Origin of the sequence: Klebsiella sp. D-Nf1 (assembly GCF_002810515.1) — a bacterium.
Taxonomy (GTDB): Bacteria; Pseudomonadota; Gammaproteobacteria; order Enterobacterales; family Enterobacteriaceae; genus Klebsiella; species Klebsiella variicola.
Map to the genome: position 1 here is coordinate 1,446,300 of NZ_PIOK01000001.1, position 19,960 is coordinate 1,466,259.

At 60.4% G+C, this 19,960-nt stretch carries 22 protein-coding genes; 15 read left to right on the forward strand and 7 right to left on the reverse strand.

The annotated features are described in order from the left end of the window. Position 1: 1 nt before the first annotated feature. From CWM54_RS07130 to CWM54_RS07150, 5 genes are all read left to right on the forward strand, one after another. On the forward strand, positions 2 to 817 hold the full coding sequence (locus CWM54_RS07130) for an ABC transporter permease (RefSeq protein ID WP_100696569.1): 816 nt from the start codon (positions 2 to 4) through the stop codon (positions 815 to 817). Between the two features lie 26 nt (positions 818 to 843). Then, on the forward strand, positions 844 to 2,265 hold the full coding sequence (locus CWM54_RS07135; protein WP_100696571.1) for an FAD-binding oxidoreductase: 1,422 nt from the start codon (positions 844 to 846) through the stop codon (positions 2,263 to 2,265). A gap of 348 nt (positions 2,266 to 2,613) precedes the next feature. After that, on the forward strand, positions 2,614 to 3,090 hold the full coding sequence (locus CWM54_RS07140; RefSeq protein ID WP_100696573.1) for a hypothetical protein: 477 nt from the start codon (positions 2,614 to 2,616) through the stop codon (positions 3,088 to 3,090). Position 3,091: 1 nt separating this feature from the next. After that, positions 3,092 to 3,517, forward strand: coding sequence for a hypothetical protein (locus CWM54_RS07145; RefSeq protein WP_100696575.1), 426 nt, complete (start codon positions 3,092 to 3,094; stop codon positions 3,515 to 3,517). A gap of 32 nt (positions 3,518 to 3,549) precedes the next feature. After that, positions 3,550 to 3,849, forward strand: coding sequence for a hypothetical protein (locus CWM54_RS07150; RefSeq protein ID WP_227521609.1), 300 nt, complete (start codon positions 3,550 to 3,552; stop codon positions 3,847 to 3,849). Positions 3,850 to 3,939: 90 nt separating this feature from the next. On the opposite strand, the gene chrA is transcribed toward CWM54_RS07150, so the two are convergent. The 4 genes from chrA to CWM54_RS07170 form a co-directional block, all read right to left on the reverse strand. Next, positions 3,940 to 5,307 carry a chromate efflux transporter gene (gene chrA, locus CWM54_RS07155; protein WP_100696577.1) on the reverse strand — a complete coding sequence of 456 codons (1,368 nt, stop codon included), beginning with the start codon at positions 5,305 to 5,307 and terminating at the stop codon, positions 3,940 to 3,942. Then, a complete protein-coding gene (locus tag CWM54_RS07160) occupies positions 5,276 to 6,235 on the reverse strand; it encodes a chromate resistance protein ChrB domain-containing protein (RefSeq protein ID WP_100696579.1) in 960 nt (319 codons plus the stop codon). Before CWM54_RS07160 ends, chrA begins: the two co-directional genes overlap by 32 nt. Before the next feature lie 128 nt (positions 6,236 to 6,363). Then, on the reverse strand, positions 6,364 to 7,557 hold the full coding sequence (locus tag CWM54_RS07165; protein WP_227521610.1) for an MFS transporter: 1,194 nt from the start codon (positions 7,555 to 7,557) through the stop codon (positions 6,364 to 6,366). Between the two features lie 186 nt (positions 7,558 to 7,743). Next, on the reverse strand, positions 7,744 to 7,992 hold the full coding sequence (locus CWM54_RS07170) for a tautomerase family protein (RefSeq protein ID WP_004175772.1): 249 nt from the start codon (positions 7,990 to 7,992) through the stop codon (positions 7,744 to 7,746). A gap of 60 nt (positions 7,993 to 8,052) precedes the next feature. Between CWM54_RS07170 and CWM54_RS07175 the strand changes: the two genes are divergently transcribed. Both CWM54_RS07175 and CWM54_RS07180 read left to right on the forward strand, forming a co-directional pair. Further along, complete coding sequence (locus CWM54_RS07175) at positions 8,053 to 8,529, forward strand: winged helix-turn-helix transcriptional regulator (protein ID WP_061154321.1); 477 nt, start codon at positions 8,053 to 8,055, stop codon at positions 8,527 to 8,529. A gap of 205 nt (positions 8,530 to 8,734) precedes the next feature. Beyond that, the gene (locus CWM54_RS07180) at positions 8,735 to 9,952 is read left to right on the forward strand and encodes an MFS transporter (RefSeq protein ID WP_100696583.1); all 1,218 of its coding nucleotides are present in this window, start codon (positions 8,735 to 8,737) and stop codon (positions 9,950 to 9,952) included. Between the two features lie 82 nt (positions 9,953 to 10,034). On the opposite strand, the gene CWM54_RS07185 is transcribed toward CWM54_RS07180, so the two are convergent. Further along, positions 10,035 to 10,943: a DUF535 family protein gene (locus tag CWM54_RS07185; RefSeq protein WP_100696585.1), complete on the reverse strand. Its 909-nt coding sequence runs from the start codon at positions 10,941 to 10,943 to the stop codon at positions 10,035 to 10,037. 290 nt (positions 10,944 to 11,233) lie between these two features. Between CWM54_RS07185 and CWM54_RS07190 the strand changes: the two genes are divergently transcribed. Continuing rightward, positions 11,234 to 11,374 carry a hypothetical protein gene (locus CWM54_RS07190; RefSeq protein ID WP_002908189.1) on the forward strand — a complete coding sequence of 47 codons (141 nt, stop codon included), beginning with the start codon at positions 11,234 to 11,236 and terminating at the stop codon, positions 11,372 to 11,374. A 47-nt stretch (positions 11,375 to 11,421) separates the two neighbouring features. Here CWM54_RS07190 and CWM54_RS07195 read toward each other — a convergent pair whose 3' ends face one another. Continuing rightward, the gene (locus CWM54_RS07195; protein WP_012541468.1) at positions 11,422 to 12,312 is read right to left on the reverse strand and encodes a LysR family transcriptional regulator; all 891 of its coding nucleotides are present in this window, start codon (positions 12,310 to 12,312) and stop codon (positions 11,422 to 11,424) included. A gap of 140 nt (positions 12,313 to 12,452) precedes the next feature. Between CWM54_RS07195 and CWM54_RS07200 the strand changes: the two genes are divergently transcribed. Genes CWM54_RS07200 through CWM54_RS07225 form a run of 6 tightly spaced genes read left to right on the forward strand, consistent with a single transcriptional unit; the run spans position 12,453 to position 18,177 of the window. Continuing rightward, entirely contained in the window at positions 12,453 to 13,160 is a 708-nt protein-coding gene (locus CWM54_RS07200; RefSeq protein ID WP_061154317.1) for a CoA transferase subunit A, read from the forward strand. Between the two features lies 1 nt (position 13,161). After that, a complete protein-coding gene (locus tag CWM54_RS07205; protein ID WP_012541466.1) occupies positions 13,162 to 13,818 on the forward strand; it encodes a CoA transferase subunit B in 657 nt (218 codons plus the stop codon). 9 nt (positions 13,819 to 13,827) lie between these two features. After that, on the forward strand, positions 13,828 to 15,009 hold the full coding sequence (locus CWM54_RS07210; protein ID WP_100696587.1) for an acetyl-CoA C-acetyltransferase: 1,182 nt from the start codon (positions 13,828 to 13,830) through the stop codon (positions 15,007 to 15,009). An 11-nt stretch (positions 15,010 to 15,020) separates the two neighbouring features. Continuing rightward, complete coding sequence (locus CWM54_RS07215) at positions 15,021 to 15,944, forward strand: 3-hydroxyacyl-CoA dehydrogenase family protein (RefSeq protein WP_100696589.1); 924 nt, start codon at positions 15,021 to 15,023, stop codon at positions 15,942 to 15,944. Positions 15,945 to 15,988: 44 nt separating this feature from the next. Beyond that, positions 15,989 to 17,383 carry a GntP family permease gene (locus tag CWM54_RS07220; RefSeq protein WP_206053107.1) on the forward strand — a complete coding sequence of 465 codons (1,395 nt, stop codon included), beginning with the start codon at positions 15,989 to 15,991 and terminating at the stop codon, positions 17,381 to 17,383. Between the two features lie 23 nt (positions 17,384 to 17,406). Next, entirely contained in the window at positions 17,407 to 18,177 is a 771-nt protein-coding gene (locus CWM54_RS07225) for a 3-hydroxybutyrate dehydrogenase (protein ID WP_074385615.1), read from the forward strand. A 19-nt stretch (positions 18,178 to 18,196) separates the two neighbouring features. Here CWM54_RS07225 and CWM54_RS07230 read toward each other — a convergent pair whose 3' ends face one another. Then, entirely contained in the window at positions 18,197 to 19,069 is an 873-nt protein-coding gene (locus CWM54_RS07230; protein ID WP_004145376.1) for a LysR family transcriptional regulator, read from the reverse strand. 106 nt (positions 19,070 to 19,175) lie between these two features. Here CWM54_RS07230 and budA point away from each other — a divergent pair, with 106 nt between their 5' ends. After that, positions 19,176 to 19,955, forward strand: coding sequence for an acetolactate decarboxylase (gene budA / locus CWM54_RS07235; RefSeq protein WP_008804548.1), 780 nt, complete (start codon positions 19,176 to 19,178; stop codon positions 19,953 to 19,955). The last annotated feature ends 5 nt before the right edge of the window (positions 19,956 to 19,960 follow it).

Genomic DNA, 19,960 nt, shown 5'->3' on the forward strand with positions numbered 1-19,960 from the left:
TATGAAAAACACAATCTCAACGCCGTGGGTCCAGCATCCGCGTTTTCTCAAAATTCTCTATCCGACCCTCGTCGCGGTGGCGGTGGTGCTCCTGTGGCAGGGCGCGGTGAGCTATTTCCGCATCCCGGCCTTTCTGGTGCCGTCGCCGCTGGTGATGCTGGAAAGCCTGTGGACGCATCTCACGCCGCTGCTGCTGGCGCTGCTGTTCACCCTCAAGATCACCCTGATCTCGTTTCTGCTGTCGATTGTCATTGGCGCCGCGGTGGCGTTTATCCTGGTGCAGAACCGCTTTGTGGAAACCGCCCTGTTTCCGTATATCGTGTTTTTGCAGGTGACGCCGATTGTCGCCATCGCCCCGCTGATCATCATCTGGGTAAAGGATGCCACGCTCTCGCTGGTGGTGTGCGCCACCCTGATGGCGGTGTTTCCCATCATCTCCAATACCACTCAGGGACTGCGCAGCGTCTCCCCCGGCCTGCTGAGCTACTTTCGCCTCAATCACGCCAGCCGCTGGCAAACGCTGGTGCGGTTGCGTATCCCCTCGGCGCTGCCCTATTTCTTCGGCGCGCTGCGTATTTCCAGTGGGCTGTCGCTGATTGGCGCGGTGGTGGCGGAGTTTGTCGCCGGGACCGGCGGGACCAATACCGGTCTGGCCTATCAGATCCTGCAGGCTGGCTACCAGCTGGATATTCCGCTGATGTTTGCCGCGCTGCTGCTGATCTCTCTCGCCGGGATCGCGCTGTTTGGCGTGATGTCCTGGGTTTCGCGCCGGGCGCTCAGCGCCTGGCATGAAAGCGAAGCCGTGCAATCTCATTAATGTTTTGCTGACGAACAGGAAGAAAAATGATGACTGATGAGCAGCGTCAACACGCGGTCGCGGCGATCCAGCAGGCACTCCCGACGCTGGAGTGGACCTTACAGCCGGCGAAGATCAAACGGCTTTCCCGCGATTTTCACTGGTTCAGTCCGGTACTCACTGAGCAACTGGCGGGGAAACAGGCGGACGCGGTGGTTCGCCCACGCGACGAAGAGGAGCTGCGCCAGCTGGTCGCCGCCTGCGCGCAGCACCAGCTGCCGCTGACCCTGCGCGGCAGCGCCACCGGCAACTATGGCCAACTGGTCCCCCTCGAAGGCGGGCTGCTGGTCGATATGACCGGACTCAACCAGATCGTCGCCCTCGGCAACGGCACGGTACGCGCCCAGGCCGGCATTCGTCTGGCAGACATCGAAACCGCCGCCCGCCCAACGGGATGGGAGCTGCGCTGCATGCCGTCGACCTACCGACTGGCGAGCCTGGGCGGCCTCTACGGTGGCGGGTTCGGCGGCATCGGCTCCATCAACTATGGGCCGCTGGCGGCGCCCGGCAATGTGCTCAGCGTCAAAGTGATGACCGTCGAGCCGGTCCCCCGCGTACTGACCGTCCCGGCTCCCGAAGCGCTGCTGCTGCATCATGCCTACGGCACCAACGGCATCATTCTGGAGGTTGAGCTGGCGCTGGCGCCCGTGCACCAGTGGATAGAACGCCTGGACGTGTTTGACGATTTCACTGATGCGCTGAACTATGCCAACGCCTGCGTCCGCTCGCCGGGGCTGGTGAAACGTCAGGTCGCGCTGCTGGCCACGCCGATCGCCGACTACTTTAGCCACCTCAACGATCGTTACCGCATCGGGCAGCATGCGGTTATCAGCCTGATCGCCGAGGAGAGCGAAGGACTCTGCGCCAGCCTGTTACAGCGCCATCGCGGGAGCAACGCCATTCGTCAGGCCAGCGACGAGGCCCGGACGCAAAACGCCTCGTTAATGGAATACTGCTGGAACCACACCACCCTGCATGCGCTCAAGGTGGACAATACGCTGACTTATCTCCAGACGGCGTTTGATCCGCTGCGCTATCCGCAGCAAATTTTACAGATGGAGCAGCACTTCGCCGGGGAGGTGATTTCCCATATTGAATTCCTGCGCGATATCGAGGGCAACGTCACCGCCAGCGGTCTGCAGCTGGTACGCTATACCACGCCCGCGCGGCTCAACGCCATCATGCAGATATTTCGCGACAACGACGTCAAGATTAACAATCCCCACGTGCTGCAGGTTGAGGACGGCAAACAGGGCGTAATTCGCCCCGACGTCGTGGCGGTGAAACAGTCTCTCGACCCAGCGGGATTGCTTAACCCCGGCAAGCTGCGCGGCTGGGCGCTGCGCGACCAGCTGGAGCTGGACAGCAACCCGCTGGCACTGGCCACCCGCGAAACCCCCACGACCTGAGCGACCCATTCCGGGGCGCGCTAACCGGTCGCTGGCCCGCTTCTCTTCCTCCTGTCCGCGCGGCGAGTTTTTTTACGCCACTCATTCATATGAATGAGTGGCGTCTCTGTTTCCTCCGTTATACTCATCAAAAAAGCGACGATAAATTTATTATCGCGGGTTAATTCCGCGGTTCAGTTTTCGTGCCGGATTAAATAGCTATTCCGAACACGCTTTGGCGGATTGTTTATTACGCGCCCGACAAAAATGACCGTAAAATGAGTCGACATGAATTTTCCCCTATGAATTAAGCACATGATAAAAACGTTGTAAATTATTTTTATTCAACACAGCAATAGTGAGGATAATATGAGCGATGCCATTTCTTCGCAACTTGAAAACATCATTACGATGCTGATCGCCATCAGTATCGCCTCGGAAAGACTGGTAGAAATAATCAAAGGGTATTTTCCCTGGCTTAATCTGGAAAATCAGGATCCGGTCATCGAAGGACGACGCAAATCTGCCCTGCAGATATTAGCGGTGGTTGCCGGTATTCTGACGGCGTTTTTGACCCAACCTTTCGTCGCCGGCAGTTTCTCGGCCATTAAACATCCGGACCTAATGACATTATGTATTGGCCTGATGGCAAGCGGCGGATCGGCGTTCTGGAACGTCATTCTTAATTATCTGTTGCAAGTGAAAAACCTGAAAAAGCAACAAGTCAGCAGCGAGAAAGCGGATCCAGTAGCCGATCCTGCCCCCCCTTCTCCGGTTCATCAGGACGTGGTTCATGGCGCAGAGCCGGTCAGCTCAAACCCCTGTTTCAATCCGGAGGGTAAATAACATGGTATGGCGTGTCGCAAAGAGTCTGCTGATACTCAGAGATCAGATTAATCAATATGCTCCGCATCGCAACAAGGACAGCGATGGCACCATTGGTGATGAACATCATGCCCACACCAACTCGGATCATAATCCGCAGGTGATAGATGGAAATATTGGTGTGGTAACGGCTATCGATATTACCCACGATCCTCAAAATAAATGTGATGCTCAGGCGATTGTCGATGCGTTGGTCGCCAGCAAAGACAAACGAATTAAATATATTATCTGGAACAAACGGATCATTAGCGCTTCTGTTCAGCCTTGGGTATGGCGGGATTACCATGGCGTCAGCCCGCACGATAAACATTTCCACTTATCCGTGGTGCCAGTGAAAGCGCTGTACGATGACACCTTACCGTGGCTGTTATTTAATCCATTTAAATAATGAGTTAATTTTCCGATTACCGCGAGGCTAGTATGACTCAACAAATCGACATTGAGAAAATAAAAGCGGCCCTCAACGCCATCGAGGAACTCGAAAAGATTGCCAGTACAGCGCAGCCAACCGATATTAAAAATTTTTGTGTGGAATATAACACCACCTGGAAAAAGAAAGTGGATACCCTGCTGGCGCTGATTGATGAACCCATCAGTTCGCTGTTAGTTAAACTGGTGCCTTACTTACCCACGCTGCTGGTGATTATTAACATGCTGAAGGCGGGCGTTGAGCAATATTGTCAACTGCATCTCGCGGAGGAGCCTCCCGTAGATAAATAATTGCCACCCATCCGGCCAGGGCCTGCTCAGGCACTGGCCTCCCTCCCCAATCCCCCATCTGGCCACGTTTCTCTCAGCCCAACGCCGACCTTATCCTGCGCCGGACAGTCCCACCATATGGACGATAAGCCCCACCGCGGCGGCGGCGGCTAGTACCCAGGTCAGCTTCCACTTATAGCGAAACAGCAGCCCGGCGGCGCCCAGAGCAATGGCTGCGGACCACGGGTCGAAACCGGATGGCCCCCAGACGCTATGCCAGATAAAAAACAGCGCCAGATTCAGGATAACGCCCACCACCGCGGCAGTGATGGCGGTCAACGGCGCGGTAAATCCCACCTTATTATGGGTCGTTTCAATAAACGGCCCGCCGGCGAGAATAAAGATAAACGAGGGTAAAAAAGTAAACCATGTCACCAGGCACGCCGCCGCGATGCCCCCCAGCAACACATCATCGACGCCCAACACCGCTTTGGTGTAGCCGCCGACAAACCCGACAAAGGTCACCACCATGATCAACGGTCCGGGGGTCGATTCCCCAAGGGCGAGGCCGTCCATCATCTGCCCTGCCGTCAGCCAGCCATAGTGGGTCACCGCCCCCTGGTAAACATAAGGTAAGACGGCATATGCCCCGCCAAAGGTCATCAGCGCGGCTTTGGTAAAGAACCAGCTCATCTGGGTCAGCGGATGCGCCCAGCCCAGCATTAGCGTCAGGGCGGCCATCGGCACCAGCCACAGCAGCATCCCGGCGATCAGCACCTGAGAGGTACGCCGCCAGCTGAAAATGGCATGGGCCGGGATCGGCGTCGTGTCATCAATGATGGCGGCTCCGCCAGGGTGACTCTGCGCACGGTGGGCGTCCGCTTTGCCGAATATCGCCGGCGCCAACCGTCCGCCGATAAAACCCACTATCGCCGCGGCGAGGACGATCAGCGGAAAAGGAACGTTCAGCGCAAAAATAGCGACAAAGGCAGCGGCGGCGATAGCCCAGTAGGCACCATTTTTCAGCGCCCGCGAGCCGATGCGGTGCGCCGCCTGCAATACTATCGCCGCCACGGCGGGTTTGATGCCATAAAAAATCCCCGCCACCACCGCGACATCTCCCCAGACGAGGTAGATCCACGCCAGCGCGATGAGTAACACCAGCGAGGGCAAAATAAACAGCACCCCGGCGATGACGCCTCCCCAGGTTTTATGCATCAGCCAGCCGATATAGGTCGCCAGCTGCTGGGCCTCCGGGCCGGGCAGTACCATACAAAAATTGAGCGCATGCAGGAATCGCCCTTCCGATATCCAGCGTCGGTTATCCACCAGCTCCTGGTGCATCATGGCGATCTGCCCGGCAGGCCCGCCGAAGCTGATGAAGCCAAGCTTGAGCCAAAAGCGAAATGCCTGCCAGAAGGAGACGGAAGCGACGATGGAAGGACTGTCAGTCTGCGGAAGAACGACCGTTTTGCTCATGATTGCCAGACCTCATTTCACAGGACCTCAGTAAGCCGTCGAACAGCGAGCAAGCTGTCGCCAGCAGTTGGTCATCGTCCGTAATGGTTTCCCGCAGCCCTGCAAGAACACTCTCCACGCCCGCCGCCTCCGGGGTCGGTACCCCACCGACGTCCAGAAAGTGGATCAACCGCCCCAGACTGTCGGGGATCACCGCCTCCAGCGCAAAGCGCCGGACCAGCACTTCGAAGGTCACCAGCGTGCCAACATGGCTGAATGGCGCGCCGTCAAAATCAAAACCGACCGCCGTCGCCGGACAGGTCTCGGGCGCGGCCAGCCACAGGAACCGCGCCTCGTCGTCAATAAAGCGCCGGATAAGCCAGGCGCTGGCCAGACGATCGACCCACGGGCGTCGGCGGGTGGCCCACAGCCGGCCGCGAAAGGCGCCTCTGTCCAGCAGGCTCAGTTCGCCCGCTACCGACTGCGGCTCGTTCGGCGATAGCCGCTGATTAATCGCCTGCTCGATAGTGGCCAGTCGCTCAGCGGCTTGCTCCCGGGCGGCCCCCGAAAAGAAATCAATGGCCTCGATCCGTCGATAGTCACGCTGAATTTTACGCAGCTGTTTGAGCTGAGCCGCCAGTTCGTCGGCGGATAACGTCCCCTGCAGCGCCTGCAGATCCTGCAACAGCGCGTCGTACTGTTCGCGGCGATCGAATAGCGGCCTGAGCGCCTCTTCTTCCGCCGCCTCAATCGTGAAAACATACCCGGTCCCCCCTTCCGCGCGGATCGCCTGGCAGGTGCTGAGGAAAGTGTCATAGCCCTGGCGCACGTCGGGCAGCAGATAGACCCCGTCACGCAGGACCGCCGCCCCGCTCTGCTTCAGGGTTCGCCAGACACGCATGCGCAGCGTGGCTTGAGACGTCGTCAGGTTAAGGATCAAGAGATGCATTGTCATGTTGTAGAGATTACTACAGCATGTAGCGTCTGTGACGTTTTTACGCGCGCGGGGTTAGATGAATTTCAGCAATGCATAGCTGAAAAAAGCAAAAGACGGCCTGCGTAGCGGCAGGCCAGGCGCTAAGCGCGGGGTGGGGATAGGGGGCGCAGCAGCAGGGTCAACAACGCCACCCCAACCGGTACCAGGGAGCCCCACAGCACGGCGCTCCAGCCGAAGGCGTTGAGCAGAACCCCGGACGAAAACGACCCCACAATCATCACGCCGAAGACCAGAAAATCGTTGAGCGACTGAACCTGGGTCTTCTCTTCCGGGCGGTGGAAATCGATGATTTTCGCCGAAGCCCCGGTGAAGCCAAAGTTCCAGCCGATGCCGAGCAAAATCAGCGACAGCCAGTAATGATACACGCCGAGACCGCTCAGGCCGACCGCCACCGACGCGGCGGTGATCAGCAATCCCGCCGCCGCCATTCGCACTGCGCCGAAGCGCTGGATCAGCCGGCCGGTGAAAAATCCCGGGCCGTACATCGCCATCACATGCCACTGGATCCCGAGGTTAGCGGCCTGCTGGGAAAGGCCGTGCATATGCATGGAGAGCGGCGCGGCGGTCATCAGAAAATTCATCACCATATAGGCCACCGCGCCGCTGAATACCGTGGTGGCAAAACCCGGCTGGCGGACAATCTCGCGCAGCGGTCGCCCTCCGCGCACGCTGGCCGCGGTGGGCTCCGCCGGCGTCACCCCTCTCAACAGAAAGGCGGCCAGCACTGCAACCAGCGCCTGAGCGAGGAAGGTGACGGCGAAGGTATGTGCCGGCCAAAGGTGCATGGTGCCGGTGACCAGCATCGGGCCAATGATCCCGGCGGCCACACCGCCGCCCATCACCAGCGACAGCGCGCGAGCCCGGCGCGCCGGGGCGACGCCGTCGGTGGCGGCAAAACGAAAACTGAGCGCCACGGCGGCATAGGCGCCGCCGAGCATCGCGGCGAGACAAAACAGCAGAAAAGAATTCAGCACTACCGCCAGGGCGGCCGCCAGTCCGGTCACCATCCCGGCGCCGGTGCCAAGCCTGAACGCCGCTTTGCGGCCCCGCGTTCGCGCCAGCGCGCCGAAAGGCAGAATGGAGGCCGCCATCCCCAGCACAAACAGGGTGATCGGCAGCGTGGCCAGCGACGGGCTGGGGGCAATCGCGTTACCCACAATCGCGCCGGTGGCGTAGAAGACCACCGAGTTGGCGCCGGCCAGCGCCTGAGCGGCAGCCAGGCGAAGGATATTTTTGTTCTGCACCGCCAGCGGCAGCATGTGTTCTGTAGACATCCGTTGTTTTCACCGGTTTGAGAGTGGCGCCAGGCTGGCCGTCTGGCATCGCGCCCTGTTTGTTGGGTTCCCTGACCGTTACCTTAGCCGCAAAATGCGCTTTTGCACCATAGCGAATCGCAATATCACCCGGCGATCTGGCCCCTCTTCTGCGTCAGATCGCCGGGCCGGGCTTCGCCGCCCGTTTTATTCCGGGGATCCGTCGCGCCGCGCGGCGGCAAATTTCGCCGCGATCATCGCGGCCGTCGGCTGGACGCCCCCCAGACTCCACTGCTCCGGGTCATGTTCGTCAATGCGGATCCAGACGGACTGGCGGAACTGCGGATCGCCCTGCCCCTCAATCTCCACCAGCAGATCGGTCATCCGTCGCAGCAGCTCACTTTTCTGTTCCGCGGTCATGATCCCTTTAATGGTTTGCACGTTAACAAATGGCACGCTATTCTCCTTAGCATCTAGGTCTAAAATTAAAACTCAGAGTAGAAGGTCAATCTCGCGATGTCAAAAAATAAATCACTGCCCTACCTCGACCCGGCGCTGTGCGGCCTGGCGGAAGGGGCGAAAATCCTCGGCGACCGTTGGGTGCTGTTGATCCTCCGCGAAGCGTTTTACGGCGTGACGCGCTTTGAAACGATGCTGTCGCACACCCATATCACCCGCCAGACGCTCACCACCCGGTTAAAAACCATGACCGAAACGGGATTGCTCAGCAAAGTGCCTTACCGGGAAGCCGGCTCCCGCGAACGGTATGAATATGTTCTGACCGATAAAAGCCGTAGCCTGGCGCTGGTGCTGTTCGCCCTGATGGAATGGGGCCACCAGCACGTGCTGCACAGCGCGCCGCATATTGCATTGGTGGACAGCGCCAGCGGCGAGGCCGTCCATCCGGGGTTTATTACTGCCAGCGGCACCGTGGCGAGCCCCGCCGCCCTGCAGATCGTCAAAGCCGGGGAGGTTGATCCTCCTGAGGCGTGACCCTGACAAGGTCGCGGTTGCGCCGCTACAGAACTTTCGTACGCCTCTGGCGAAAGCCGCCGCAAGCGGGTATGTTGCATAGCCACGGTACCCGACGAGCGCGGGACATTTTTGTTTCATCGAACTGTGCGATAAAGGATGAAGGCATCCGGTAACCACGACCCGGCCATTCCGACGCGCAGATCGCGCATGCTAAAGGTAGAAAATGTCGCTTCGTTCTCTGCGGGCTTTATGTCTGACCAGCTTTTTTATTGCCGACGTGCGCGACGGCCTCGGCCCGTTTCTGGGGATCTTTCTCACCCAGCGTCACTGGCAGGCGGAGGACATTGGCCTGCTGATGTCCGTCGGCGGTATCGCCGGCCTGCTGGCGACCCTGCCCGCCGGCTTCATCACCGACAGCTCGCGGCATAAGCGCTTGCTGCTGGCCGGAGTCTGCCTGGCGATCACCTTCACCACCCTGCTGCTCTGGTTTAGTCAGAAGACCAGCGTGGTCGCCCTCTCGCAAGTCGCCAGCGGTATCTGCGCGGCCTTTGTCGGACCGCTGATCGCCGGGATTACCCTCGGTCTTGCCAGACAGCGCGGCTTTAGCGCCCAGATGGGGAAAAACGAAGCCTTCAACCACGCGGGAAATTTCTTCACCGCGCTAATGGCCGGGGCTATCGCCTGGTACTGGGGCATCGGCGGCATTTTCATTCTGATGGCCTGTACCACGCTGCTTACCCTGGTCGCCCTGCTGGCGATCCGCGGCGGCGATATCGACGATGACGCCGCCCGCGGCATCGAAGCGGCATCCACGCCCTCCCTGCCGGGGTTTGCCATCCTGTTCCGCCATACGCCGCTGCTGATCGCCGGCGTGACCCTGATGCTGTTCCATCTCGCCAATGCCGCGCTGTTGCCGATGCTGAGCATGCGGATCGCCGCCGCGCCCGGACACCTCAATCCCGGACTGTTTGCTGCCGCCACGGTGATTATTTCGCAGGTGGTGATGATCCCGGTGGCCATCCGGGTCGCCGGCAGCATCGACAAATACGGTTACTGGCGATGCATCCTGCTGGCGCTGCTGATCATGCCTATCCGCGCGGCGCTGGCGGCGTCCAGCGACGCCCCGGCGATGATGGTCCCGGTGCAAATTCTTGATGGCCTGGCGGCAGGGATTTTGGGGGTGGCGGTGCCCAGCTTTATCGTCTCGTTGCTGCGCGGCAGTGGGCACGTTAACGCTGGACAGAGCGTGGTGATGCTGATGCAGGGCGCCGGGGCGGCAATGAGTCCGGCGTTAACCGGGTCTATCGCCGGGCACTACTCCTATGCCACCGCCTTCGGCGTGCTGAGCGTTATCGCGATTGTCGCCCTGATGGTATGGTGGCGCAGCGCTCCGCTGCTCACCGCCTCCGCGTCACCGCCAATCGGCGAGAGCGGGCAGTAACCTACGGCACAGCCACCTGGGGAGAGAGGAAATCGCCAGCCGGACAGCAGCCCCCTGCAGCCCGGCTGGCGTATGAGAGGCGTTAATTCACCCGTGCTCGCAACGTAATGTGCTGCAGGGCGTTCGCCATATCGAGCTGAATCAACTCTTTGACACCTTCGCGCTTAATAAACTGGCTGCGGTGCTTACTTTTCACCTCTTCAATACTTTTTTTGATCTCTTGCGCCGGTAATTTATACCAGCCGCGAGCCTGTTTCTCACCGCCCATTTCCAGCCACAGCGATGAATAACTGGCTTTCACCAGATCGCTTTTCACGTGGTAATCTGAATCGATCGCGTAGACCGTGGTGATGCTGAAATAACGCAGGAAACCATACAGCACGCTCATGATGATATTTTTCGGCCGCGTGCCATGCAGCTCTTTAGTCAGCACCTTCACTTCGTCATTGGTGATATCTTTCCCGCCCTGGATGCCGCCAATATAGGCGCGGCCATCGTCGGTACAGGAAAAACAGACGCTATAGACACGCCGGTCACCGAGAAACAGCTGCAGCATCAACTCCCCCTCCTCCTGAAACGGCGACGCCAACAGCTTAACGTCAAGATTATCGCCATTTTTCAAAGGAATAGAGAACATCGCGCGACCAAAATCCGCCACATTGTACAGCTGCGGCAGGACATCAGGGTGAAACGTTTTCTCAATAAAATTCAGTGAACCGTGGGCAATATCCAGCTTGCGTCGTTTTGACAGCCGTTTATTGAGATACGCTTTAAACGGTTTATCCTCGAAAGGCACCAGCCCTTTGGTCACGGCGGTCAACCGCGCGCACTGATATTTTGCACAAAGTTCTTGATATTCTCTGTATTTACCTCCTGCGAGCGAGAGCTCTCTGCATTTTCGTAAAAATTTTTTATAGTTTATTTTGACCTGACCGATCACTTTATTATGTTTACGCCATTCTTTGATGGCGCCTGCAACAGTATGTTCCATTGATTAAGATCCATAGATTCATCCATAATCGCGGGCATATTAACATAAAAGCTTTTCGTCAACGCTTAATTACTCCTTCGTTGTCCTTTCATTTAATATATACACAGGAAATCATTCTGCCTGGTGATTAATAAAGCCAACGCCAGTCTGTCAACGGTTATTTATGGTAGGGGAAGCCTGGCGCTCAGCGACTTAACGCTCTGTGCGTTCGGCGCGGAGAGCGGCTACATCCGCTGGCGGTTTTGCCCTATACTTGACGCTGATTAAAAACCAGCAACGATAGGTAACTTATGGAAATTGATCTCGACAACCTGGTCTTCAGCGGCCTGGATGAAGCAGAAGAACGCAACGCGGAGCGTCTGGAAGAAGCGGACAAAAAAGCGCAGGCGATCGTTGCCGATGACGATTGCGGCGACGCCTGCAAAATCTGATTGTCAAACCGGCCAGCAGGCCGGTTTTTTTTGCCCTTCCCGCCTGCTCAGGTCGGCAAGAACCCTTTCAGCGTATCCAGCAGCGCCTGCGCCGCCTTTGACAGAGGCATATGCCCGGCATGGATCGCGCCGACGCACTTCTCAATCGGCGGATCGCTGAGCGGGATGCAGACGGCCCCCAGGGAGGTCATCTGCGTTTTACACAGCGCCGGTACCGCGCTGCCCCCCAGGCCGCTGGCCACCATTCTTCCCACCGTCACCAACTGGTGACTCTCCAGCGCCACGTCCAGCTGGCGACCGCTGCGCGCCAGCGCCTCCTCCAGCATCAAGCGTACCGCCGAGGGACGCTGCAGGGTAATAAAATCGAGGGTCAACAGCTCCTGCCAGGTGAGCTGCTTTTTCTTCGCCAGCGGGGATTGTCGGGGAACGATCGCCACGAAGCGGTCCACCGCCAGCGGAGTAAACAGCAGGTTGTGGGTGGGCGATGGCTCGAAGGCAATGCCCATCTCCACTCGCCCCTCGCGCACCATCTCGATCACCTGCTCATTAATCACGTCATGCACCGTGACGTTCACGCCGGCATAGCGGTCGCGAAAGGCCTTCAGCGCCTCCGGCAGGACGTTGGCGGCAAACGACGGCATCGCGGCCACCGAAATTTTACCCCGCTGCAGGGTAAAGCTCTGACGCATGGCCTCCTCGACGTTATCCCAGTCGGCCAGCAACTGACGGGCCATCGGCAGAAAGAGTTCCCCCTCCTGAGTAAGGGTCACTTTGCGGGTGCTGCGCTGCAGCAGCGCGCCGCCCAGCGCCTCCTCCAACCCTTTGATGGTCAAACTGAGGGCTGGCTGCGACAAATTGAGCCTTTCGCTGGCGTGGGCGAAATTCAGAGTGTGAGCTACCGCTAAAAACGCGCGTAACTGTTTGACACTCATTCTCATTTTTCTTCCTGTTAACTAATTGAAAAAAATTAGTTAACAGGAAATTAATTAAAATTCCAAATGAGTGGGTCACAAATTCAAAATTATCAAATCAGTCTCCAGCGCCAATGATAAGGCTATCGCAAGGCAGGAGAGACAAGATGGCAGGACTGGATAAACGCGTCGCCAGCTATGAAGCGGCGCTGGAAGGGTTAACGGACGGCATGACGCTGCTCGCCGGCGGCTTCGGCCTGTGCGGCATTCCCGAGAACTTGATCGCCGAGGTGCAGCGTCGCCAGGTGCAGGGGCTGACGGTGGTCTCCAATAACTGCGGCGTCGACGGCTTCGGTCTCGGCATGCTGCTGGCGTCGCGCCAGGTCAGCAAGGTGGTGGCCTCTTACGTCGGGGAAAACGCGCTGTTTGAACAGCTGGTGCTGAGCGGCGAGCTGGCGGTTGAGCTCACCCCGCAGGGAACGCTGGCCGAAAAAATTCGCGCCGGCGGCGCCGGGATCCCCGGTTTTTACACCGCCACCGGCTATGGCACCCCGGTCGCCGAAGGCAAAGAGGTTCGCCAGTTCGACGGCAGGCACTACATCCTTGAAGAGGCGATCCGCGGCGATTTCGCGCTGGTCAAAGGCTGGAAAGCCGACTGGTACGGCAATGTGGTTTATCGCCATACCGCGCAGAATTTCAACCCGCTGATGGCCACCGCCGGGCGTATTACGGTGGTGGAGGTGGAAGAGATTGTGCCGCCGGGCGAACTGCCGCCCTCCGCCATCCACACCCCGGGGATCTATGTCGACCGGCTGATCGTCGGGCAATTTGAAAAACGTATTGAACAGCGCACCCTGCGCGCCGGAGGGCACTGAGATGCTGACCCGTGAACAAATGGCGATGCGCGTCGCCCAGGAGCTGCGCGACGGCGACTACGTCAACCTCGGGATCGGTATCCCGACGCTGGTGGCCAATTACATTCCCGCCGGTATTGAGGTGATGCTCCAGTCGGAGAACGGCCTGTTGGGGATGGGCGAATTTCCCGACGAAGCCACGATCGACGCCGACATGATTAACGCCGGCAAGCAGACCGTCACCGCGCAAACCGGGGCGGCCATCTTCGACTCCGCTCAGTCGTTCGCCATGATCCGCGGCGGTCACGTCGACCTGACCGTTCTTGGCGCCTTTGAGGTCGACGTCGCCGGCAACATCGCCTCATGGATGATCCCAGGAAAAATGGTCAAGGGGATGGGCGGTGCCATGGACCTGGTGGCCGGCGCGCAGAATATCATCGTGGTGATGACCCACGCCTCAAAAAACGGCGAATCCAAACTGCTGCCGCAATGCACTCTGCCGCTCACCGGCGTGGGCTGTATTCGCCGGGTGCTCACTGACCTGGCCCTGCTGGATATTGTCGACGGCGCGTTTGTCCTGCGCGAAGTGGCCCCTGGGGTGAGCCCCGACGAGGTGATGCGTAAAACGGCGGGACGGCTGATCGTGGCCGATGATGTGCGCGAAATGCGCTTCAGCTAAGGAGAGACCATGACCGATATTGCCATTGTTGCTGCAGTACGCACCCCGGTCGGCAGCTTTCGCGGTGCCTTCGCCCCTCTTTCCGCCGTCGACCTCGGCGCCGCGGTGGTACGCAGCCTGCTTGAACGCTGCCCGTTGCCCGCCGCGGCGGTCGACGAACTGATTTTCGGCCAGGTGCTCACCGCCGGCTGCGGGCAGAACCCGGCGCGGCAGACCGCGCTGCGGGCCGGCCTGCCGGTGGACACCCCGGCGGTCACCGTCAATCTGGTGTGCGGCTCCGGGCTGAAAGCGGTTCAGCAGGCGGTGCAGGCGATCCGCTGCGGCGACGCCGAGATCGTCATCGCCGGCGGCCAGGAGAGCATGAGCAATGCCCCCTATCTGATGCACGGCGCCCGCGATGGCCTGCGTTTCGGCCACGCCAGCCTGCAGGACAGCATGATTCTGGACGGCCTGTGGGACGCCTTTAACGACTACCACATGGGCATTACCGCCGAGAATCTGGCCGATGCCTTCGACATCAGCCGCGAGCGCCAGGATGCCTTTGCCGCCGGGTCCCAGCGCAAAGCGGCGGCCGCCATCGCCGCCGGGCGTTTTCGCGAGGAGATCGTCCCGGTCAGCGTCCCGCAGGGCAAAAAGCCGCCGCGAATGGTGACTGACGATGAGCAACCACGCCCGGAGACCAGCGAGCAGCAGCTGGCCCAGCTGCGCCCGGCGTTTCGTCCCGCTGACGGCAGCGTCACTGCCGGGAATGCCTCGTCGCTGAACGACGGCGCCGCGGCGGTCCTGCTGATGCGCGTAGATAAAGCGCACGCGCTCGGGCTACCGGTGCTGGCGCGCATCGTCAGCTCGGCGGTCGCCGGGGTCGACCCATCGGTGATGGGCATCGGCCCGGTGAGCGCCTGCCGCAAAGCGCTGCAGCGCGCCGGCTGGACGCTGGACGAGGTGGATCTTATCGAAGCTAACGAGGCTTTTGCCGTCCAGGCGCTGGCCGTCGGTCAGTTGCTTGAGTGGGATAGCGAGAAGGTCAACGTCAACGGCGGCGCCATCGCCCTTGGCCATCCCATCGGCGCCTCCGGCTGCCGGATCCTCGTCAGCCTGGTGCATGAGATGCAGCGCCGGGGCGCCAGCAAAGGGCTGGCAACCCTGTGCGTCGGCGGCGGCCAGGGCATCGCCATGACCCTTCAACGTTAACAGGAGCCACTATGTTTACACCACGCCTGGCGGTACTCGGCGCGGGACTGATGGGCGTCGGTATCGCCTGTCATTTCGCCCGTCACGGTCACGCCGTCCGCCTGTATGACACCGATCCGCAGCGTCTCGCCGAGGTTCCGGCGGTGGCCAGCGCCATCCTGCGCGAGCTGGAGGCCTGCGGCCAGCAGGATCCCGCCGACCGCGACGCTGTGCTGGCCCGTCTGACCCCCACCCCGGCGCTGAATGCCCTGGCCGATACCACGCTGCTGATAGAAGCGATCCCCGAGCGGCTACCACTGAAGCACGCCCTGTATGCCGAACTGGAAACGCTGATCGCCGACGAGGCGATTATCGCCAGCAACACCAGCGGCCTGCCGCCGGACTCGCTGGCGCAGGGCATGCGCCACCCTGAACGGCTGCTGATCGCCCACTTCTGGCATCCGCCGCACCTGATCCCGCTGGTGGAAGTGGTGCCCGGGAGCGCCACGCTGCCCCATCTGGCGCGCCAGGTGAGCGACTTTTGCGCCGCCTGCGCGCTGGAAGCGGTGGTGCTCAATCGCGCCGCGCCGGGCTTTGTCGGCAACCGGCTGCAGTTCGCCCTGCTGCGCGAAGCACTGCATATCGTCCACAGCGGCATTGCCTCTGCCGAGGTGGTGGACCAGGTGATGCGCGCCTCGCTGGGCCGCCGCTATGCGATGGTCGGCCCGCTGGAGGCAGCGGACATGACCGGGCTGGCGACGGTCCAGGATATCTGCCAGCACCTGCTACCGGAGCTGGCCAGCGGGACGGAGATGATGTCGCTGGTGGCGGAGAAGGTGGCGCAAGGCAACACCGGCGCCCGCAGCGGGCAAGGCTTTTACCGCTGGGATGAGGCGCGGCAACAGCGCATCCAGTCGCGCCGGGAACATCAGCTTCGCTATGCCCTGAAGCCCTAGTATCGCGTTCTGTACCCCTACAATAACAATGAGAGTGAGACGTCGTGATGAGTGTGATAATTGCCCTGGCCGCACTGGCGTTACTGATGCTGGCGGCCTACCGTGGATACAGCGTGATCCTCTTTGCGCCGATCGCCGCCCTCGGCGCGGTGCTGGTCACCGACCCGGGCGCGGTCGGCCCGGCCTTTACCGGCCTGTTTATGGAAAAAATGGTCGGCTTTGTGAAGCTCTATTTCCCGGTGTTTCTGCTGGGCGCCATGTTCGGCAAGCTGATTGAGCTGTCGGGATTCTCGCGGTCGATTGTCGCCGCCGCCATCCGCATCCTCGGACGCCGCCACGCGATCCCGGTGATCGTGCTGGTGTGCGCCCTGCTGACCTACGGCGGGGTGTCGCTGTTTGTGGTGGCCTTTGCCGTCTACCCCTTTGCCGCCGAACTGTTTCGCCAGAGCGGGATCCCCAAACGGCTGATCCCGGCCACCGTCGCCCTCGGGGCATTCTCGTTTACTATGGACGCCCTGCCCGGCACGCCGCAGATCCAGAATATTATTCCTACCAGCTTCTTCGGCACCAACGCCTGGGCGGCCCCCTGGCTGGGGCTTATCGGCTCGCTGTTCATTATCATCTTCGGTTTGCTGTGGCTGGAGCGTCAGCGCCGCAAAGCGCAGGCCCGCGGCGAAGGCTATGGGACCGACCTGCAAAATGAGCCGGAGACTCCGGATGACATCGATCTGCCGCATCCGCTGATCGCTATCGCCCCGTTGCTGTTAGTGGGGGTACTGAATCTGCTGTTTACCCACTGGATCCCGCAGTGGTACGGCGCCAGCCATGAGCTCACCCTGCCGGGTCTGGCGAAGCCTGTCGTCACCGAAGTAGGGAAAATCACCGCTATCTGGGCGGTGCAGGCGGCGCTGCTCTCCGGCATTGTGCTGGTGCTGGTCTGCGGCTATCGCAATATCCGTGGCCGGCTGGCGGAGGGGAGCCGAACGGCGGTCGGCGGCGCTATTCTCGCGGCGATGAACACCGCCTCTGAGTACGGATTCGGCGCGGTTATCGCCGCCCTGCCGGGTTTCCTGGTGCTGTCGAAAGCCCTCGCGGCCATTCCCAATCCGCTGTTAAACGAGGCGATCAGCGTCACAGTGCTGGCCGGGATCACCGGCTCGGCCTCCGGGGGGATGAGCATCGCGCTGGCGGCGATGTCCGAGACCTTTGTCGCCGCCGCCCACGCCGCCAATATTCCGCTCGAGGTCCTGCACCGCGTCGCCGCCATGGCCAGCGGCGGCATGGACACCCTGCCGCATAACGGGGCGGTGATCACCCTGCTGGCGATCACCGGCCTGAGCCATCGCCAGGCCTACGGCGGCATTTTCGCCATCACGGTGATCAAAAGCCTCGCGGTACTGTTTGTCATTGCCACGTTCTATGTGACCGGCATTGTCTGATACCAGATTGAAGGAGTAATAAAATGAATTTGCACGGTAAAACGGCGCTGGTCACCGGCTCCACCAGCGGCATCGGTTTAGGGATCGCCAAAGTGCTGGCTCAGGCGGGCGCGCAGGTGGTACTCAATGGCTTCGGCGACAGCAGCCACGCCCGCGCTGAAGTCGCCGCGCTTGGCAAGATCCCCGGCTATCACGACGCCGACCTGCGCGACGTCGGGCAGATCGAGGCGATGATGCACTATGCCGAAAGCACCTTCGGTGGCGTCGATATCGTGATCAATAACGCCGGCATCCAGCACGTCGCCCCGGTGGATCAGTTTCCGGTGGACAAATGGAACGATATTATCGCGATTAACCTCTCCAGCGTCTTCCACACCACCCGCCTGGCGCTGCCGGGCATGCGCCAGCGCAACTGGGGGCGCATCATCAACATTGCCTCAGTGCATGGTCTGGTGGCGTCGAAAGAGAAATCGGCCTACGTCGCCGCCAAGCACGCGGTGGTCGGGCTGACCAAAACCGTGGCCCTGGAAACCGCGCGCAGCGGCATCACCTGCAACGCCATCTGCCCGGGCTGGGTGCTGACCCCGCTGGTGCAGCAGCAGATCGATAAGCGCATCGCCGAGGGGGTCGACCCGGAGCAGGCCAGCGCCCAGTTGCTGGCGGAAAAACAGCCCTCCGGGGAGTTTGTCACCCCGCAGCAGCTGGGCGAAATGGCGCTGTTTCTGTGCAGCGACGCCGCCGCCCAGGTGCGCGGCGCCGCGTGGAACATGGATGGCGGCTGGGTGGCGCAGTAAGCCGCTGGCGCCGCAAAGATCAGAACATCGCCAGAAAGCGTTTCACCGTGCGCGAGCGCTCAAAGCGCCGCCAGGCGATGGCGATGTCGGTCTTCAGCGGCGCCCCGCTGAGCGGGTGATAGCTGACGTTCGGCTGCTGAATGCAGGTCATCGACTGCGGGACCAGCGCGAAGCCGAACCCGGCATTGACCATGCTCAGCGACGACGAAATCTGCGACGACTGCCAGGCACGCTCCATGTCGATTCCGGCGCGCAGGCAGCTGTTGTACACCAGCTCATACAGACCGGGGGCCACCTCCCGCGGGAAGAGGATCGGCGCCACGTCGCGCAGCTGCTCCAGAGCCAGGGTCGGCTGCGTCGCCAGCGGGTTATCGCGCGGCAACGCGATGACCATCGGCTCCTCATCAATAATCCGCAGATTAAAGGCTTTACTGCTCTCGCACGGCAGACGGACGAAGGCGATATCCAGCTCGGCCTCGCTCAGGGCGGTCATCAGATTGGCCATATTGTCTTCCATCTGGTGCAGGGTCACCCCGGGGTGGTCGAGCTGAAAACGATGCAGCAACGTGAAGATTTGCGGATGGAAAGCATCAGAACTGGTAATGCCTAGCGACAGGCTGCCGTTCATCCCGCGCGCAATGCCCTTGGCCTTCTCCAGCGCCGCATCGCTCATGGCGAGGATCTGGCGGGCATCCTCATAGAACGACTCTCCCGCTTCCGTCAGCTCCACCCCACGGGTTAAACGCCGAAACAGCGGGGTCCCCACCTCTCGCTCAAGCCGCTGAATTTGCTGACTTAACGGAGGTTGTGAAATACCCAGCTCCTTGGCGGCCTGGGTGAAGTGCCGCGTCCTGGCGACGGCGACAAAATAACGAAGATAACGAAGTTCCATATCGAAAACGTCTCAAACCAGCATGGTTTCTATATTGGAACTGTGAGCTGAATCGGGTCAACATTTATTTAACCTTTCTTATATTTGTTGAACGAGGAAGTGGTATATGAATCACTCTGCTGAATGCACCTGCGAAGAGAGTCTGTGCGAAACCCTACGGGCGTTTTCCGCGCAGCATCCGGAGAGCGTGCTCTATCAGACATCGCTAATGAGTGCCCTGCTGAGCGGGGTTTACGAAGGCAGCACCACCATCGCGGACCTGCTGAAACACGGCGATTTCGGCCTCGGTACCTTTAATGAGCTGGACGGGGAGCTGATCGCCTTCAGCAGTCAGGTTTATCAGCTGCGCGCCGACGGTAGCGCGCGCAAAGCCCAGCCGGAGCAGAAAACGCCGTTCGCGGTGATGACCTGGTTCCAGCCGCAGTACCGGAAAACCTTTGACCATCCGGTGAGCCGCCAGCAACTGCACGACGTTATTGACCAGCAAATTCCCTCTGACAACCTGTTCTGCGCCCTGCGCATCGACGGCCATTTCCGCCATGCCCATACCCGCACCGTGCCGCGCCAGACGCCGCCGTACCGGGCGATGACCGACGTCCTCGACGATCAGCCGGTGTTCCGCTTTAACCAGCGCGAAGGGGTGCTGGTCGGCTTCCGTACCCCGCAGCATATGCAGGGGATCAACGTCGCCGGGTATCACGAGCACTTTATTACCGATGACCGCAAAGGCGGCGGTCACCTGCTGGATTACCAGCTCGATCACGGGGTGTTGACCTTCGGCGAAATTCACAAGCTGATGATCGACCTGCCCGCCGACAGCGCGTTCCTGCAGGCCAATCTGCATCCCGATAATCTCGATGCCGCCATCCGTTCCGTAGAAAGTTAAGGGGT

Bases quoted from the DNA above. Each gene is read 5' to 3' on its own strand.
- CWM54_RS07230 (WP_004145376.1), bottom strand. From the start codon at position 19,069: ATGGAACTTCGTTATCTTCGTTATTTTGTCGCCGTCGCCAGGACGCGG.
- CWM54_RS07215 (WP_100696589.1), top strand. From the start codon at position 15,021: ATGTTTACACCACGCCTGGCGGTACTCGGCGCGGGACTGATGGGCGTC.
- CWM54_RS07185 (WP_100696585.1), bottom strand. From the start codon at position 10,943: ATGGAACATACTGTTGCAGGCGCCATCAAAGAATGGCGTAAACATAAT.
- CWM54_RS07190 (WP_002908189.1), top strand. From the start codon at position 11,234: ATGGAAATTGATCTCGACAACCTGGTCTTCAGCGGCCTGGATGAAGCA.
- CWM54_RS07180 (WP_100696583.1), top strand. From the start codon at position 8,735: ATGTCGCTTCGTTCTCTGCGGGCTTTATGTCTGACCAGCTTTTTTATT.
- CWM54_RS07135 (WP_100696571.1), top strand. From the start codon at position 844: ATGATGACTGATGAGCAGCGTCAACACGCGGTCGCGGCGATCCAGCAG.
- chrA (WP_100696577.1), bottom strand. From the start codon at position 5,307: ATGAGCAAAACGGTCGTTCTTCCGCAGACTGACAGTCCTTCCATCGTC.
- CWM54_RS07130 (WP_100696569.1), top strand. From the start codon at position 2: ATGAAAAACACAATCTCAACGCCGTGGGTCCAGCATCCGCGTTTTCTC.
- budA (WP_008804548.1), top strand. From the start codon at position 19,176: ATGAATCACTCTGCTGAATGCACCTGCGAAGAGAGTCTGTGCGAAACC.
- CWM54_RS07165 (WP_227521610.1), bottom strand. From the start codon at position 7,557: ATGTCTACAGAACACATGCTGCCGCTGGCGGTGCAGAACAAAAATATC.
- CWM54_RS07150 (WP_227521609.1), top strand. From the start codon at position 3,550: ATGACTCAACAAATCGACATTGAGAAAATAAAAGCGGCCCTCAACGCC.
- CWM54_RS07200 (WP_061154317.1), top strand. From the start codon at position 12,453: ATGGCAGGACTGGATAAACGCGTCGCCAGCTATGAAGCGGCGCTGGAA.
- CWM54_RS07145 (WP_100696575.1), top strand. From the start codon at position 3,092: ATGGTATGGCGTGTCGCAAAGAGTCTGCTGATACTCAGAGATCAGATT.
- CWM54_RS07195 (WP_012541468.1), bottom strand. From the start codon at position 12,312: ATGAGAATGAGTGTCAAACAGTTACGCGCGTTTTTAGCGGTAGCTCAC.
- CWM54_RS07175 (WP_061154321.1), top strand. From the start codon at position 8,053: ATGTCAAAAAATAAATCACTGCCCTACCTCGACCCGGCGCTGTGCGGC.
- CWM54_RS07140 (WP_100696573.1), top strand. From the start codon at position 2,614: ATGAGCGATGCCATTTCTTCGCAACTTGAAAACATCATTACGATGCTG.
- CWM54_RS07205 (WP_012541466.1), top strand. From the start codon at position 13,162: ATGCTGACCCGTGAACAAATGGCGATGCGCGTCGCCCAGGAGCTGCGC.
- CWM54_RS07225 (WP_074385615.1), top strand. From the start codon at position 17,407: ATGAATTTGCACGGTAAAACGGCGCTGGTCACCGGCTCCACCAGCGGC.
- CWM54_RS07210 (WP_100696587.1), top strand. From the start codon at position 13,828: ATGACCGATATTGCCATTGTTGCTGCAGTACGCACCCCGGTCGGCAGC.
- CWM54_RS07160 (WP_100696579.1), bottom strand. From the start codon at position 6,235: ATGCATCTCTTGATCCTTAACCTGACGACGTCTCAAGCCACGCTGCGC.